A 14,021-nucleotide genomic window follows, 5' to 3' on the forward strand; every position below is an offset into this window, starting at 1 on the left:
GGCGGCTCGGCGGGAAGCTGTCATTGATGCCGCTGAGCTTGAAATCGGCGAACATGGGTCCGAGTTCGGGTTGAGCGGAGTGGGTGAGCGAATGGGGTATGCCCGTTCGGCGTTGTATGCGGTGTTTGATAGACGCGACGATCTGCTCGACGCCGTGGCAGCGCGGCACGCTGGTCGACTGACCATAGAAATGGCCGCGGTGTTGGCTGGCGTCGATGGTGGACGTGAGCGAACCCAGTTGGTGGTTGAGGTTGTTATTGGCTGGGTCGAGCGCCATCGGCTTCTCGCGACCGTGTTGGCGCCGCGTCTATTCAACGAATCAGGCCCCGCCTCGATCACCGCGCCGATACAGGACGCACTGCAGCAGGCGCTGAGCGAGGCCGGTTGTGACGATCGGGCCGCAGCGCCTTGGGCGCATGCGCTGATTGGCGCTGTCTGGGCAGCGGCTCATTGGTGTGAGGCAATGGCCGGTGCTATGGATCGAGACGAACTGGTCGAGCAGCTCACCGAACTAATCTGGGATGGCCTAGCCGCCTCTGTAAAGGCGAACTCGTCAGCCGAATAGGCAAGAAACGCTGCGAGGCCCCGCAACAGATGCTTGCCAGCAAGCACTCACTCGGGGTCGGCAAGCGCAGCACGATTGGCGCGCCCCCAGTCGTTGACGCTCGTAAGTAGGCGTTGCCCAAAAGCGTCCGATGAACCGATGAACCGATGGTCCGATCGCTCGATTTGGAAGCGTACTGACGTAAATGAAGTCGCTTGCGACCACGTACGACAGCCGCGCGGGTTTATCAAGCTGGACACCGTCGAGGTTGTATTTCCCACTGGTGACCAAAGATTGCATTACAACTGATTATGCCGACACAGATTACGTCAGGCGGTCCACTGTCAACCCACTCCGGCATGCTGGCCGAGCTTCTACCAGTTGGCCGTCGCGTCAGGTGAGCGAGGAAAACATCTACCCGGCTCGAGCACCGTCCCGGTGGCTACATCGACGACTAACTGGATCGGCGCTGGCTTGTAGGACGGCGGAGCGAGTTCAACTTCCCAGCAGTGCCGTCCTAGAAAGTCGATCTCCCTGACTGGTCGGTCTGTGGGGCGCGTGAAGTCAGAGCCAGTCCATTCGTTGGCCGACCGCGTTCGAATCAACACGTCCCCGGGGCCGAAGTACAGGACACCGCTCTCTGCGACAGCCTGACCGGTCTGCGCCTGACCCCACAGCTTTTGCGCGCTGCCACCTTTACGGTCGTCGAGGTCGTCAACAGGCCAGGAACGCCCGGGGCCGCCGACCGCCAACGCCAACGGCCTGCAGCGGACGAGCAGACGCAGGGGATCCGGGATTGGGCCCGCAGGCAGGGCCAGAACCTTCCTTAGTGGTCGCCGGGCTACCCGACTGTGGATGCGGGTATGTCGCGCAGTCCTTTCCAGCTGGGATGGCGCAGGTGGCCGGTGAACTCGCGGTACTCGATGTCCCCGACGTAGACGGCGCTGACCCACCGCATCGACGAGCCGGCATCGCCCGCCAGCGGTTGGGTGAATGGTGGGGTCGGTTGCTCGATCGCCTCGAGCTGCACACGCAGAATGCGCCGGTCTTTGGCGCTGAACCCGGTACCCACATCCCGACGTAATAGAGGTCGCCGGCAGGGTTGTGGGAGCCGAGAATTAGCGCCCGGAGCCCACCACGCGGGCCTGGATCCCAGCCGCACACCACCACCGACGTTGCTTTCCGCAACGGTGTTTTCGACCTTGACTGCACTAGTCAAGAGCTGCTGCTCCAACCTCCGATTATGGTTAGGCGAGCGATACGCCCAGGAGTTCTCGGTTCTGTCGCAACATTATTGGTGGCGGGCCGATGAAGGCTACACCGAGTCCGTGAAGCCATTGCTGGGCGGGGGTCGTCGGCCGGGCCGTCAAGCTAGGGCTAGGAACAGTTTTTCCAATTCGGCTTCGGTCAAGGGTGCCTGGTCGCCGTCGGCGCCGTTGATGCATTGGCGCATTCCTGAGGCGACGATCTTGAAGCCGGCGCGGTCGAGTGCGCGGGACACCGCGGCGAGTTGGGTTACGACGTCTTTGCAGTCGCGGCCTGCTTCGATCATCGCGATCACTCCGGAGAGTTGTCCCTGCGCACGCCGTAGGCGGTTCAGTACAGCCGCCATTGATTCTTCGTCACCGGTCACGGGTCATGCCTCTCTGTTTTGTGTAACAAGTGCCAGGGTACCCCAGGGGGTATGGGCGCACGGGTCGGTCGGGGTTGACCTCACGATACCCCCGGGGGTACCGTCGAGACTTGCGCAGATACCCCATGGGGTATCGGTTCGATATCTAGAGAGAAGGTTCGTTGCCATGCCTGACATCTCGACCACCGATCAACAGCCCAGCTCGCCACCGAGCTCAGCGCCTGGAGTGCTGGGCCGGTGGGGTGCGGCGATGGCCGGTCGATCGCGCTGGGTCTTCACCATCTGGTTGCTGGTGCTCGTCGGGTTGGGTGCGGCCGCGCCGTCAGTGTTTTCCTCGTTGGCCGGCGCCGGCTGGCAGGCCAACGGGTCGGAGTCGGTGCAGGTGCGAGAGCTGGCGCAGCAGCACTTCGGCGGCAACTCATCGGCTGCGGTGCAGGTCGTCATCCACTCGGACCGCGACACCATCGACAGCCCGGCGATGCGTGAAACAATCGCGAATGCCACCGCAGTGTTCGGCGGTGACTCCCGGTTCGGCGAGGTTGTACCCCCGCAACCGGGGATGACGATCAGTCCGGATCAGCACACCGGCATCCTGATCGCCGGCGCGAACGCGAACACCGACGACATGGTTCGGGCCGTTGACGAGGTCAAGGGCGAGCTCACCGAACTCTCGCGTGATGGTGTCGAGGTATATCCCACGGGAGCGTCGGCCTTGTGGAGCGACTTCAACAAAGCCAACCACGACGCGATGATCAAGGCGGAGCTGTTCTCGTGGCCGGTCACTCTGGCCATCATGGTCCTGGCCTTCGGGTCGCTCGTGGCCGCTGGACTGCCGCTGCTGCTCACCATTGCCGGCCTGGTCGCCTCCGCGGGCGGTCTGGTCCTGCTCAATCAGGTCACGCCGATCTCGGTGTGGGCCATGAACTTTGCGATGATGTTCGCCCTCGCGCTGGGAATCGATTACGCCCTGTTCATCGTCTCCCGATTCCGGGACGCCCTCAAAAACCACACCAACAAGACCCACGCGGTCGCCGAAACGATGGATACCGCTGGTAAAGCCGTGGTGCTGTCGGGTCTGACCGTGCTGGTCAGTTTGTCGGCGGTGTTGCTGGTGCCGGCTCCTGCAGTTCGGACGATGGCTGTGGGCATCATGCTCGCGGTGACGTTTGTCCTCGCGGCTACGTTGACGTTGCTCCCGGCCACCCTGGGTGCTCTGGGTCCTAAGGTGAACGCCGCGTCGCTCCCGTACGCCAAACGCCAGCAACACCGTTCGCCGCTGTTCGAACGCTGGGGCAAGATTCTGCACAATTACCCGTGGCCGTTCGCGCTCGGATCGCTGGCCGTGCTGATCGCGCTGGCCATCCCGGTCATCGGCCTCAAGGTCGCCATGCCCTCGATCTCGGTGGTCCCCGAGGAGGCACCCGTGCGCCAGGGATACGAATTGGTCCAGCAGCAGATGGGCGAGGGCGCCCCCGGCATGCTCCAGATCGTCGCACCCTCGGACCAGGCACAGCAGGCTGCCACCGCAGCTACACAGACATCCGGCATCAGCATGGTCACCCCGCCGCAACCGGCGCTCGACGGCACCGACTACGTGATGATGCAAGCACTGCCCGCAGTGGATCCCTCCGATGCCCAACTCGGCGTCATCGTCGATGACTTGCGTAGCGCACTTCCCGCAGACGCGCTGGTTGGCGGCGCCCCGGCCGAGAACCTCGATCTGCAACAGGCCCTCAACGACTACTTCCCGCTGATTGTCGGCATCATCTTGGTTCTCGGGTTCGTCCTGCTCCTAGTCTCACTGCAGGCCCCGCTGATCGCGTTGATCGGCACCGTCGTCAGCCTCCTGTCGACTGCGGCTGCGTTCGGTGTCGCCAAGCTCATCTTCCAGGACGGCCACCTGTCCGGGCTGCTCGGATTCACCCCGCAAGGGTTTCTCGACGGCTGGGGGCCGGTGTTCTTCTTCGCGATGATCTTTGCCATCGCCATGGACTACACCGTCTTCCTGCTCGCGACCGCCAAGGAACACTATGAACGCACCGGTGACGCTGACGTCGCGCAGATTGACGGCATGGCTCATTCGGGCCGAATCATCTTCGCCGCCGCGGCGGTGATGGTCGCAGTGTTCTTCACCTTTGCACTGGCGGACCCGTTGCCGCCCAAAGAGATGGGCATCATCCTCGGTGTTGCCGTTCTGCTCGACGCAGTCCTCATCCGGCTGATGCTGCTGCCTGCGCTACTTCGCCTGACCGGGCGGGCAGCATGGTGGTCACCGACCTGGCTCCGAAAGGTCCTGCCCGCGATCTCGTTCTCCCACTGAATACACCACCAGAGAGGACTACGAACCGATGAACAGACGAACAACCCCACCTACGTGGACCGTCGAACGAGCAGTGCCACTCCTGGCAGGGTTGATGATTCTCGTGAGCCTGGCCCTGGCCACCACTGTCTCGACCTGGTGGCTGCTGCTGACCGCCTTTGTAGCGGTGAACCTGCTGCTCTTCGCCGCGGTCGGCTGGTGCCCGGCCAGCCTGCTCATGCACCGCCTGGGACTACAACGCCGCGCCGAACTCCGCTAGATCCGAACACGAAACCCCACCCGGAAGGAAAGCTGTTATGTCACTGGCCATCTCCACCGTTCTCCACCTACCGTTCGACGAGGCAGTCGCACGAACCCGCGCAGCACTGGCCGACCAGGGTTTTGGGATCCTCACCGAGATCAACGTCAAAGACACCCTGAAGACAAAAATCGACGTGGACATGGAAAATTACCTGATCCTGGGTGCCTGTAACCCGCCGCTGGCGCACCGCGCACTGGAGATCAATCGACAGATCGGACTACTGCTGCCGTGCAACGTCGTGGTCCGCACCGACCCCACCAATTCATCGAACTCGATCGTCGAAGCCATGAACCCCGCCCTGATGGTCGAGGTGTCTGGGGAAGCGGAACTCGAACCCGTGGCCGCCGATGCATCAGCCAAACTCTCAGCCGCTATCGCTGCATTGGAAGCTGTAGCCTCCGCGTGAGTTCCACCAGTCCGCGACCCGAAGGAGTACAGATGAGCGCAGTGACGTTCTATTTTGACCCGGCATGCCCGTTTGCGTGGGCCGCCTCTCGGTGGCTGCTCAACACCACGCAGCGCCGCGAGATCGAGATCGATTGGCGGCAGATGAGTTTGGCAGTACTCAACGAGGGATCTGATGTTCCCGAACAGCAACGGCACCACATGGAAGTGTCCCAGCAACTTGGCCGTGTCCTGGCCGCCGCGCATGACCGGGCCGGCGACAGCGCACTCGGACCGCTCTACACCGCTCTGGGCAAGCGTGTGCACCAGCAGGGCGCCGACGTCACCACAGCGATGGTGGCCAAAGCCCTCACCGAGAGCGGCCTCGACCCCCAACTCGCCGACAGTCTCGACGACTCCACCTACGACAGTGCCGTGCGCGTGGCCCACCAGGAAAGCCAAGACAGTCTCGGTGACTCTGGCGGTAGCCCCATCATGTGCATCAACGGACAGTGCTTCTTCGGGCCCGTGCTCACAGCCATCCCCGATGACCGCGAGGGCGACCAGTTGTTCGACGCCCTGCAGACACTGTCGACCACGAGCGCCTTCGCTCAACTACAACGACCACACAACGGACCGCCAACGTTTAGTTCCTGAGGCAGGAGTTAGCCCGCGCCTCGCGTCCAGCGCACCAAAGATGAGCCACCTGACCGCAGATCAAGCCAGTCGCTGCGGTCAGGCGCTAGAGGGGAACTCCGACGGCAGGAATGCCCAGTGGCGTAGATGTAGTGGGATTCAGACGCTCGAGGTCGGTGCGCTTCTGGGCCAGGAATGACAGTGTGAGGGTGAGGCCTTCGATCTCGCCGATCCAGCCCTTTGCTTGGGCTATGGTTCGGCGGGTGTGCAGGTCTGCTTCGAGTTCGTTAAGCCGGTCGAGCATGTGGGGGCTGACGTGCAGCATCGGGCAGCGGATGCAGGCGTGTTCGTGTGCGCACGGGGTGCCGTAGGGCCGGCCGCAGGTTCCCAGTTCGACTTTTCGTTTGTCGAAGTGTTGCTCGAACTCGCTCCACTCGCCAGTGGTGGCGGGACGGTACTCCTCGGAATCACGTTGTGAGCGACGGTGTTCGAGGTACTGCTGATAGTGCTGAACGACGTCCTCGTCGAATACTGCAACGTAACCGCGGGTTGTTTGCAGATTGGTGTGGCCGAGCAAGGCGGCTCCGATATGGATGGGCAGGCCGTTGTTCACTAGCTCGGTGGCAAAAAGCGACGCAGATCGTGTGGTGTGAATCGAGGCCAGTGAATTGTGGGTGCTCTGCCACGACTGCGTTGCAGATGCGCGCGAGTGAAGCGCCCATCCATGCGCTGCTGTTGCAGCGCGCTACCGGTCCGAGCGTGTTCTGGAAGAGGTAAGGAAGTGCTGGCCCAATGGTGGATTCGTACGGGTCGAACCGTTGCAGTGCAGAGATTTTCCGGCCGCCGGAGGTGTGCCGGCCGATAATCGCCGCGATGATGTGGAACAACTCGGTCGACATCGGTATGACACGTTCGCGATCGGTTTTCGATGGCGCGATGACCAGGAGGGCAATCACCTCGCCCCCGGGACGGGTGTACTGGCGGACGCTTAACTGTGTCAACTCCAGGAGTTCCTCTTGCCGAACTCCAGCGAGCCGGAGCACTCCGAGTAACGCCCAGTCCCAGAACGCGCGATCCTCGGCATCTTGAAGATTGATCGTCACACCGGTGGCAACGTTGACGACCCGGACGCGGGCCGTGCCCGTTCGATTTGTGTTCTTGTGGTCGCGGTCAAAGGCCACCCGGGTGAACTTTGTGCCGCCATGCTCGAATGTCTCACCGATCGCCGCGGAGTCGCCGCGTGTCAGCAACTCGCGTGTCTTTCGCCGTTCACGCTCGACGTGGGCAATCATGGCGGGAAGCATTGGTTGCCGCTCGCGAGTGCGGTCGGCGATGCGTTCGCTCTGACGGCGACGCACTCGTGCGTATCCGGAAGTAGCAGCCGGCGGGATGGGGCATGGTGCCGTCCAGCGGGCCCATCGTTCAGGTTCGATGGCAGCCCAGCTCTGTAGGTCGAGGTACAGCGCGCGCACTGCCATCAAGATGTGGAAGATGTCAGTCCGAGGGCGGGTGCCGGCCGACGTTCGAATCACGCCAATCTCTTCGCGCCACAGGGCGTACAGATCAGGACTCAGTCGCAGATCTTGCTGGTTAGGGCACAGTCGCTCAATGGTTTTCCAGAAGATTGATGCGAGCACGCGCGATAGTGACTCGAGTGTGTTGTGGTCCATGCCGTCGCTGCTGCGGTGGCGCAAGTAGTCCACCAACAGAGTGCGGACAGCGCGGTTGGTGAGGTGGTAGCGGTCGACCAGTTGCTCGACGGAACGGGGCTGCCGTGACCGCGCCAACGCCAAGGTGCTGGGTGTATCAGGTCCGAAGTGGCCTATCGAGACCAATGTCTGCCACGCGACGTGCACGCCGGGGCGTTCTGCAGATGCCTTGTCTCCGCACGCGTCGATGTGGGCTCGGGCGTAGTACATCAACGCTTCGGGCGTCAGATCTACCAGTCCGATGCGCTGGCTGGTCAACGCGTAACACAGTTCGTTACGAGCTTTAGTTCGCTGTGGGACTTGGGTATCGGTGCTGTTAAGCGCGTCGTACAGCTCGTCCAGGAGCGGATCCTTCTGGGCGGGCCCGAACAGCAAGCCGTATTGGACAATTGTCGACTGCCGCAGCGCTAAGACACTGGGTGAGATCACACGGAGCGCCGCCAGAACCTTCATACCCTCCCGGTGTGAGCCGCTCGTTCTTCTTGGGTTGGGAATGTCCGTGATGACAGATTCGCCGTTGTCGAGCCCAGTCAACTGCCACCGCTCCTGCCAGGTGTCTCCCGGCAGCGTCGCTAGGTAAGTCGTAAACATCTCAATCGAGGCCGACCGCTTCTGCCTGGTGGACACCGCCTGCGGCCACGCATGCGCTGAGACTTCGACCAGTTCGTCGGGTGTGGCCGCCGATAGATCCCCAAACGGGGTTGGCAGATTGGGCGGTGCTGGGCACGGTGTAACCGTGGTCGCTGCCGGTGGATATCCAGCAGCGGAGGGTCCTGCCGGGTCTGGAACCGAGCGTCGACGAGTGCGGGCGGTGGTCGTGCCTTGCGATCTAGGCACCGAAGACCACCGAGAAGTCGGTGGGGTCGTAGTCGCTGTGCAGACGGGCAGGGGGTGCAGGCCGTGCATAGAAAGCTGCCATGGACTCGACCATTTCCTCTAGACGGGGAACGGTGTAGCGGCTAGTGGTTCGCAGGTCGGCATGGCCGAGAACCGTCTGGATTTCGGGGAGGGTCAGCGTTCCGTCGCTGACCATCCGGACCGCGGCGGTGTGCCGCAGATCGTGCAAAGTCCAGTTGGTTCCAAGGACAGTGTTGACGCGTTGCAGAACCCGCCGTGCAGCTGAATAACTCAATGCACGTTCAGGTTTCCTCAATGTCCGCCACAACGGAGCTGACGGTTTAGGGTCGGCCGCAGTGTCGAGGTACGCCGCGAGCCACATAAGAGCTTCTGGTGATACCGGTACAGGGCGACGCAGCCTGGTCCCTTTCGAGATCACCCAGATTCGCTGGTGAGCCCAGTCGACATCGTCGGTGGTGGAGCCCAGCAACTCAGAAGCTCGTGCCCCGCTAGTGACGTAACAAAGCAAGAGTGCTCGGTCTCGGGGACAGCGCAGGACTGCGAAAAGCTCGGACCACAATTCGTCAGGTATCGACCGGGGCTGGGTGTCGACCGACTTCTGCCGTAGCCGTGCTCTGCGGTGTCGTAGTTGACTTTCGATCGGGCTGCGATGAGCTAACGCTCGTCGGCGTTGGGGGGACTGGGGTACCGGATTGATGAGGGGGCCGCGGCCGAAATGCTCATGAAAGGAATAGAACTGGTAGATCGCGGCCAGCGCAACGTTGATCGTTGATGGACTGTAGCCACGTCCCAGCGAAGGTTTGCCGGTCTTGGCGTTCACCGCGCCGAAATCACTGGTCGAGCTGGCTGACCGGGCGCGCTGCGGATTGGTGCTGCTGCGGAGCCAACCGACCATCGCGGCTACGTCCGACTCCGTTGCCGCGTCCCATCTCACGTCTAAATACCAAAGGATGCGGAACCATGTGAGGAGCGAATAGCAGTATGCTCGAACTGTTCTGGGGCTGCGATCACACAGCATCAGATCTCGCACCCACATGTCGATCGCGTCGACTCGCCCTCCGTCGGCGCCTGCAACCTCGTACGGTGCCCCGGTCGAACGAGATGCAATCACTGAACCGATCCGTGGCAAGTCGACGGCACCGTCCGCCAGTGCGTACCGCTTGTTTGCCGCTCCTGCGTCCATTCCGCCCCCCGGGATTCAGTCGGACCCTAGCTCACATCGGCTGTTTGGTGCAGTTAACTCTCCACGCAGGGGAGCGACGACCAACGTGGTAGGTCAAGGTAAGGCGTTTGGCGACAATGCCTTCCAGGCCATGCTCGCGGGCGATGTCGAGCATCACCTGACCGTCAACATCAGTCCAGTACGGAGGGGCTTGCACCGACGTGCCCGACAGCGCCAGCCCGTCGAGAAGGGCGCGGCGCTCGACATAGGGCAGAGCAGTGGTGTCCCGGCCGTCTAGGGCCAGCATGTCGAAAGGGTAGAACGCCGCCGGGACCGCCCGAAGCACCTGTGGGCTGGGTTTGGGAATCCGCAGCCGTCGCTGCAACCGGCTGAACGAGGGCCGCCTGGCCGCATCGAGTACGACGATCTCACCGTCGAGAATCGCCTGCCGGCCGCCCAACGCCGCGGGCACACCAGCAACGATCTCGGAGAAGTGGGAAGAGAAGTTATTGCGGTGCCTACTCCACATATAGGTTCTCGCAGAATCAGTTTCGACCAGGGCACGAGCCCCATCCCGCTTGAATTCAAACGCCCATCCCTCCCCAGACGGGGCTTCGCCCAAGGTGGCAAGCATCGGATCCGGGACAGGCGGCGCCCGTTCAGGATGCCCACGCGGCAGTCACGTCACACGTGCTGCAGTCCGCCACGATGTTGCCGGCGGGGAAGTGTGGAACGACACGTACAGGTGCTGGCGCGACACCCGAAACACGCCGGGTGCCTTGCCCTCGAATCACTGCTGGGCACGACGCCATAGGGGTGTGAATCAGGGGTTGATGACGGCGATCTGGTCGTTGAACGCTCCTACGATGGTGGCGGTGTGCCGAACCCGGTACACCGAGCCGAGCACATGAGGTCATTTTCAATGGGTGGAATTGCCGACAAGTTCGACAAGGCATACGAAGAGAAGCCGATCAGTGAGCTCGCTGACGCCCCCGTTGGCGCTCCAGGGTGTGAGCCCGGGCGATGCCCAGCACCTTAAGGACGCGTTCAACATCAAGACTGTGCGCGATCTGGGCACCAACAAGTACTTCCTGTGGGCCCACGCAGTCGCCGAACTCGCCGACTAGCCAACTTAGACAACGGAAGCCGTGACCCTCTAGCAGAGTCGCGGCTTTCCGTCTGTCAGTGACCGGCACGGTGTGGGCCTGTCGGTGAGGGTCAGGTCTCGCAGGCCACGCCGACACCGTCGCGATCGAGTTTGCTGCTGTACCCGGGTTGGCCGGCATAGATCGGGGCAGCCCCAGCCGCCCGGACTGCGGCGCAGATCGCGACGACACCGACGGTGCCTGCACGGTCGGTGGCAGCGTCTCGGCGGGCAGATTGCCCTGGTACGGAGGATCAGCAGGGTCCTCCGGGGCTACCCTTTGCCGGCGCGACAGGGTCAGGTGTGGGGAGGGCAGCGGGGTCGAGGTTGGCGGGCGAGGAGCATTCGCTGCTTGGCCGCGGCCGACATTGATAGTCGCCGAGGTGGCCCCACAGCCAGCGAGGACTGGTGATGGCGTCTTTTTTCAGCTTGGGCGACCCACAACCGGTAGGTGGCTTTGACCTCGACCTGGCGGGAGACGTAGGTGCAGCGGTAGGCACCACTCGGCGGCAGCCAGGTCGCCGCATCCCCGTCGCCCTTTAGCTGGTTGATTGGGCCGTCGGTGGCCTGCAGGTTGCGGGGTCGTTCGCGAAATCGGCACGCTGAGTGGGGGAGAGCTGCTGGGCGCCCTTCTGCCAGGCATCCGACAACGCGACTACGTGGTCGATTTGCACTGCGCTCGACGAGTTGGACCCTGTGCTCAGTGGGGCTCAATCCGGCTTGATCGTCCCCATCGTCATAGTCATATACCGGGGAAATCGAACCGTCGTAGGTTCGGGTGCTGAAGGCGTCGCGCTGTGCTTGGCGACCGTGGTGACGGGAAACCCGGCCAAGGTTTGCTTCGACTTCCCGACCAAGATTTCTATGCGCTGTCGGTCTCGATGCAGGTTGCGGGTGATTGCGGTCAGTTCCCTGGTGGGATGCTTTCCCAGGTTTGTGTCGGCAGGGTTCGTCCTTTGAGGGAGCAGTCGCCGTGTGGTGTCCAGTATTGGCGTTCGGGTTCGCTGGCGGCTCTGATGACGGCGTCGCTGGCGAGGATCCGTCCCGGCGTGTGTTTGGCGAGTTCGGTGAGGCGTGAAGCTTCGTTTACCGCGTCGCCTATGACGGTGTATTCCAGGCGCTGGTCGGTGCCGAGGTTTCCGGCGAAGACGGGGCCGGTGGCTAGTCCGATCCCGATGTCGAGTTCCGCGTGAGCCAGGACGCGGTCGCGGATCTGCCGTGCGGCGTGGAGTGCGGAGTCAGCGGCATCGGCTCGGGCGACGGGCGCCCCGAAGATGCAGAGTGCGGCGTCTCCCTCGAATTTGTTGACCAGCCCGTGGTGGCTCTCGGTTGCCGCGATCACTTCTGCGAGGAGGCGGTTGAGCTTGTCGACGAATTCCTGCGGTGAGATCTGGTGGGCGAGTGCCGTCGAGTTGGTTACGTCGACGAACAGTGCTGTTATCTCCCGGATTTCGCCGGTGAGGTCGGCTCCTCGGTCGAGTGCGCGTTGCGCGACGTCTCTTCCGACGTGCCGTCCGAACAGGTCGCGCAATCGGTCCTGCTCCTGGAGTCCGCGGACCATGTCGTTCACGGTGGATTGCAGTACCCCGATTTCGCTGCTGTCGTCGACGGGCACGCGCACGTCGAGCCGGCCTTGCCCGATGCGGCGGAGTGCACCGCGCATCTGGTGGATCGGTTGTGCGACGGCGCGGGCCAGCAGTGTTTCCGCGAGGGCTCCGGATACGAGTCCGAGGGCGGCGAGGTAGGTCGCGGCGCGGATGCGGTCGGGCGGTGCCGCATCTGGATAGTGCAGGAGCGCGATGGCCGCGGCCAATGGCAGCGCGGAGGTCAGCGCCCAGGTCAGGATCAGCCGGGAGATGACTGACGTTCGTGGTGGCGCGTGTGGGGTGTCGACGGCCAGGATCGTGGCCATCACTGGACGGAGTGCACGTTCGACGAAGAGGTAGTTGTATCCGACGGTGGCAAGTGCGCCCAATGTCATGAGGAGGGTTCCGCCGAGGGCCTCCCAGACGGGCAGGAGCGCGAAGGCCGAGCCGGACATCGCGAGGATGCCCCCGGCCCACAGAGATCCGATGAGGACGGTGGACTCGGTGGGCAATCGTAGGGTGTGGCGGGCGTGGTCGGGTGTGGGCGCAGAGGAGGTGTCCAGCCACCCGAGGCTGCGTCGACGCAGGGCGAGAACGCCGCGAACTGCGGCGAGCAGAGCCACGACCACGTAGACCGCCAGGATCTGCAGAAGCGTTCCGAGCTGGGCACCGGAGCGGTGCGGTGCGCCGCCCAGAACGATCAGCAGCGCGACGACGACGGCCCCGCCCACGCTCGAGCCCACGGTCAGCAGTGGTAGACCCCACTTCGTGCGTAACAGCACCGGAACTGGCCGGGCCGCATTGTGGGCTTCTGGTGGGTGTGGGCGCCCGGGGTGAGGACGGGCACTGGTGTGCTGCATTACCGATGCATCTTCTTTCGGTCGTGTCAGCGGTCCGGCGGGTGCGGTGACGGTCTGTCCGGCCCGTCGTGGTCGAGCGCGGAGGTGAGGCGGTCGAGTAGGTCCTGGACGGCGCCGGGGGCGCCATGTTGGGTGAAGTGCTCGATCGACACGGCGATGAACACCGCGTGGGCGGTGAACAATGCGGTGCCGTCATCGGCGGTGGCGGTCGCCTTGAGGTGCAGTTTGCGGCCGTCGATCTCCCGGACGTGGGCGCTGATGCGCAGGGGTCGGTGCAGCGGGACGGGGGCGAGGTAGTCGACGGTGAGGCTCCGGGTCACTGCCGGGGTGCGGGCGATCCAGAGGCCGAAGCCGAACAGGTCGTCGCAGGCGGCGGCCACTGCCCCGCCGTGCGCGAGGCCGGGCGCACCGATGTGGCGTTCGTCGAACGTCACATCGGTGTAGACCTCGTCGCCGGAGCGGAACACCACCAGTTGCAGGCCGGCGGGATTGTCTGGCCCGCACCCCATGCAGGTCGGCGAGTGCGGCGGCAGCGGTAGCTGGGTCACGGGCGTTCCTTCTCGACGGTGCTGGCTAGCGGGCGGGCGTGGGATCGACTGCGCTGGGCCGGTTCAGTCGGGCTCCTCGATGCGCCTGCGTCCGGGGAAGCGCGGCCGGGCGCCCAGACCAGCAGGATCGCGGCACCCGCCGCCGCGATGAGTGCGAGGACGATCGCGGACTGCTCGACACCGTGCAGGAACGCGGACTTGGCGAAGTCGGCGAGTTGCTGGCCGGCCGGTCCCGCCCGATCGGCGACCTCGAGGGCACCGGCGAGTGAGTCGGCGACCGGGCCCCGCGCCTCCGGTGGGAGCCGGGCGATCGCCGGGGCGATGTTGTGGCTGTAC

12 protein-coding genes and 4 pseudogenes are annotated in these 14,021 nt (G+C 63.7%); 7 read left to right on the plus strand and 9 right to left on the minus strand.

Annotation, left to right across the window (positions count from 1 at the left end):
* Positions 1 to 91 precede the first annotated feature (91 nt).
* Positions 92 to 565: a hypothetical protein gene (locus tag W823_RS44895; protein ID WP_133248737.1), complete on the plus strand. Its 474-nt coding sequence runs from the start codon at positions 92 to 94 to the stop codon at positions 563 to 565.
* A 623-nt stretch (positions 566 to 1,188) separates the two neighbouring features.
* Positions 1,189 to 1,374: pseudogene (locus tag W823_RS59655) on the plus strand (hypothetical protein); the annotation flags it as partial.
* A gap of 11 nt (positions 1,375 to 1,385) precedes the next feature.
* Here the strand turns inward: W823_RS59655 and W823_RS58145 are convergent.
* Positions 1,386 to 1,616, minus strand: coding sequence for a hypothetical protein (locus tag W823_RS58145; RefSeq protein WP_023959020.1), 231 nt, complete (start codon positions 1,614 to 1,616; stop codon positions 1,386 to 1,388).
* A 294-nt stretch (positions 1,617 to 1,910) separates the two neighbouring features.
* Complete coding sequence (locus W823_RS44905) at positions 1,911 to 2,177, minus strand: metal-sensitive transcriptional regulator (protein WP_023959022.1); 267 nt, start codon at positions 2,175 to 2,177, stop codon at positions 1,911 to 1,913.
* A 166-nt stretch (positions 2,178 to 2,343) separates the two neighbouring features.
* Here W823_RS44905 and W823_RS44910 point away from each other — a divergent pair, with 166 nt between their 5' ends.
* The 4 genes from W823_RS44910 to W823_RS44925 are packed head-to-tail and all read left to right on the plus strand — an operon-like array spanning position 2,344 to position 5,839.
* On the plus strand, positions 2,344 to 4,497 hold the full coding sequence (locus tag W823_RS44910) for an MMPL family transporter (protein WP_081729788.1): 2,154 nt from the start codon (positions 2,344 to 2,346) through the stop codon (positions 4,495 to 4,497).
* A 28-nt stretch (positions 4,498 to 4,525) separates the two neighbouring features.
* Positions 4,526 to 4,756, plus strand: coding sequence for a DUF2892 domain-containing protein (locus tag W823_RS44915; RefSeq protein ID WP_023959026.1), 231 nt, complete (start codon positions 4,526 to 4,528; stop codon positions 4,754 to 4,756).
* A gap of 37 nt (positions 4,757 to 4,793) precedes the next feature.
* Complete coding sequence (locus W823_RS44920; protein ID WP_023959028.1) at positions 4,794 to 5,204, plus strand: DUF302 domain-containing protein; 411 nt, start codon at positions 4,794 to 4,796, stop codon at positions 5,202 to 5,204.
* Between the two features lie 32 nt (positions 5,205 to 5,236).
* On the plus strand, positions 5,237 to 5,839 hold the full coding sequence (locus W823_RS44925; protein ID WP_023959030.1) for a DsbA family protein: 603 nt from the start codon (positions 5,237 to 5,239) through the stop codon (positions 5,837 to 5,839).
* An 85-nt stretch (positions 5,840 to 5,924) separates the two neighbouring features.
* On the opposite strand, the gene W823_RS58435 is transcribed toward W823_RS44925, so the two are convergent.
* The 3 genes from W823_RS58435 to W823_RS44935 all read right to left on the minus strand — a co-directional run bounded on the left by W823_RS58435 (position 5,925) and on the right by W823_RS44935 (position 10,181).
* The gene (locus W823_RS58435) at positions 5,925 to 6,143 is read right to left on the minus strand and encodes a hypothetical protein (protein ID WP_200866387.1); all 219 of its coding nucleotides are present in this window, start codon (positions 6,141 to 6,143) and stop codon (positions 5,925 to 5,927) included.
* A 2,213-nt stretch (positions 6,144 to 8,356) separates the two neighbouring features.
* A complete protein-coding gene (locus W823_RS44930) occupies positions 8,357 to 9,568 on the minus strand; it encodes a site-specific integrase (RefSeq protein WP_023959032.1) in 1,212 nt (403 codons plus the stop codon).
* 31 nt (positions 9,569 to 9,599) lie between these two features.
* Complete coding sequence (locus tag W823_RS44935; protein WP_023959034.1) at positions 9,600 to 10,181, minus strand: ATP-dependent DNA ligase; 582 nt, start codon at positions 10,179 to 10,181, stop codon at positions 9,600 to 9,602.
* A 288-nt stretch (positions 10,182 to 10,469) separates the two neighbouring features.
* Between W823_RS44935 and W823_RS44940 the strand changes: the two are divergent.
* Positions 10,470 to 10,674, plus strand: a pseudogene (locus W823_RS44940) (hypothetical protein).
* 91 nt (positions 10,675 to 10,765) lie between these two features.
* Here W823_RS44940 and W823_RS58910 read toward each other — a convergent pair.
* The 4 genes and pseudogenes from W823_RS58910 to W823_RS0129480 form a co-directional block, all read right to left on the minus strand.
* Positions 10,766 to 11,386: pseudogene (locus tag W823_RS58910) on the minus strand (DUF1524 domain-containing protein); the annotation flags it as partial.
* 209 nt (positions 11,387 to 11,595) lie between these two features.
* Positions 11,596 to 13,137 carry an adenylate/guanylate cyclase domain-containing protein gene (locus W823_RS44945; RefSeq protein WP_235189563.1) on the minus strand — a complete coding sequence of 514 codons (1,542 nt, stop codon included), beginning with the start codon at positions 13,135 to 13,137 and terminating at the stop codon, positions 11,596 to 11,598.
* A 26-nt stretch (positions 13,138 to 13,163) separates the two neighbouring features.
* Entirely contained in the window at positions 13,164 to 13,685 is a 522-nt protein-coding gene (locus W823_RS44950; RefSeq protein WP_023959038.1) for a PaaI family thioesterase, read from the minus strand.
* Positions 13,682 to 14,021, minus strand: a pseudogene (locus W823_RS0129480) (MFS transporter); the annotation flags it as partial. The gene W823_RS44950 and the pseudogene W823_RS0129480, both read right to left, overlap by 4 nt.

Origin of the sequence: Williamsia sp. D3, from assembly GCF_000506245.1 — a bacterium.
Classification (GTDB): domain Bacteria; phylum Actinomycetota; class Actinomycetes; order Mycobacteriales; family Mycobacteriaceae; genus Williamsia; species Williamsia muralis.

What these genes read in the sequence shown, in the direction of transcription:
- W823_RS44910 (WP_081729788.1), top strand. Translation starts at nt 2,344, where the DNA reads ATGCCTGACATCTCGACCACCGATCAACAGCCCAGCTCGCCACCGAGC.
- W823_RS44935 (WP_023959034.1), bottom strand. Translation starts at nt 10,181, where the DNA reads ATGCTTGCCACCTTGGGCGAAGCCCCGTCTGGGGAGGGATGGGCGTTT.
- W823_RS44925 (WP_023959030.1), top strand. Translation starts at nt 5,237, where the DNA reads ATGAGCGCAGTGACGTTCTATTTTGACCCGGCATGCCCGTTTGCGTGG.
- W823_RS44915 (WP_023959026.1), top strand. Translation starts at nt 4,526, where the DNA reads ATGAACAGACGAACAACCCCACCTACGTGGACCGTCGAACGAGCAGTG.
- W823_RS58435 (WP_200866387.1), bottom strand. Translation starts at nt 6,143, where the DNA reads ATGCTGCACGTCAGCCCCCACATGCTCGACCGGCTTAACGAACTCGAA.
- W823_RS44895 (WP_133248737.1), top strand. Translation starts at nt 92, where the DNA reads ATGGGGTATGCCCGTTCGGCGTTGTATGCGGTGTTTGATAGACGCGAC.
- W823_RS44930 (WP_023959032.1), bottom strand. Translation starts at nt 9,568, where the DNA reads ATGGACGCAGGAGCGGCAAACAAGCGGTACGCACTGGCGGACGGTGCC.
- W823_RS44945 (WP_235189563.1), bottom strand. Translation starts at nt 13,137, where the DNA reads ATGCAGCACACCAGTGCCCGTCCTCACCCCGGGCGCCCACACCCACCA.
- W823_RS44920 (WP_023959028.1), top strand. Translation starts at nt 4,794, where the DNA reads ATGTCACTGGCCATCTCCACCGTTCTCCACCTACCGTTCGACGAGGCA.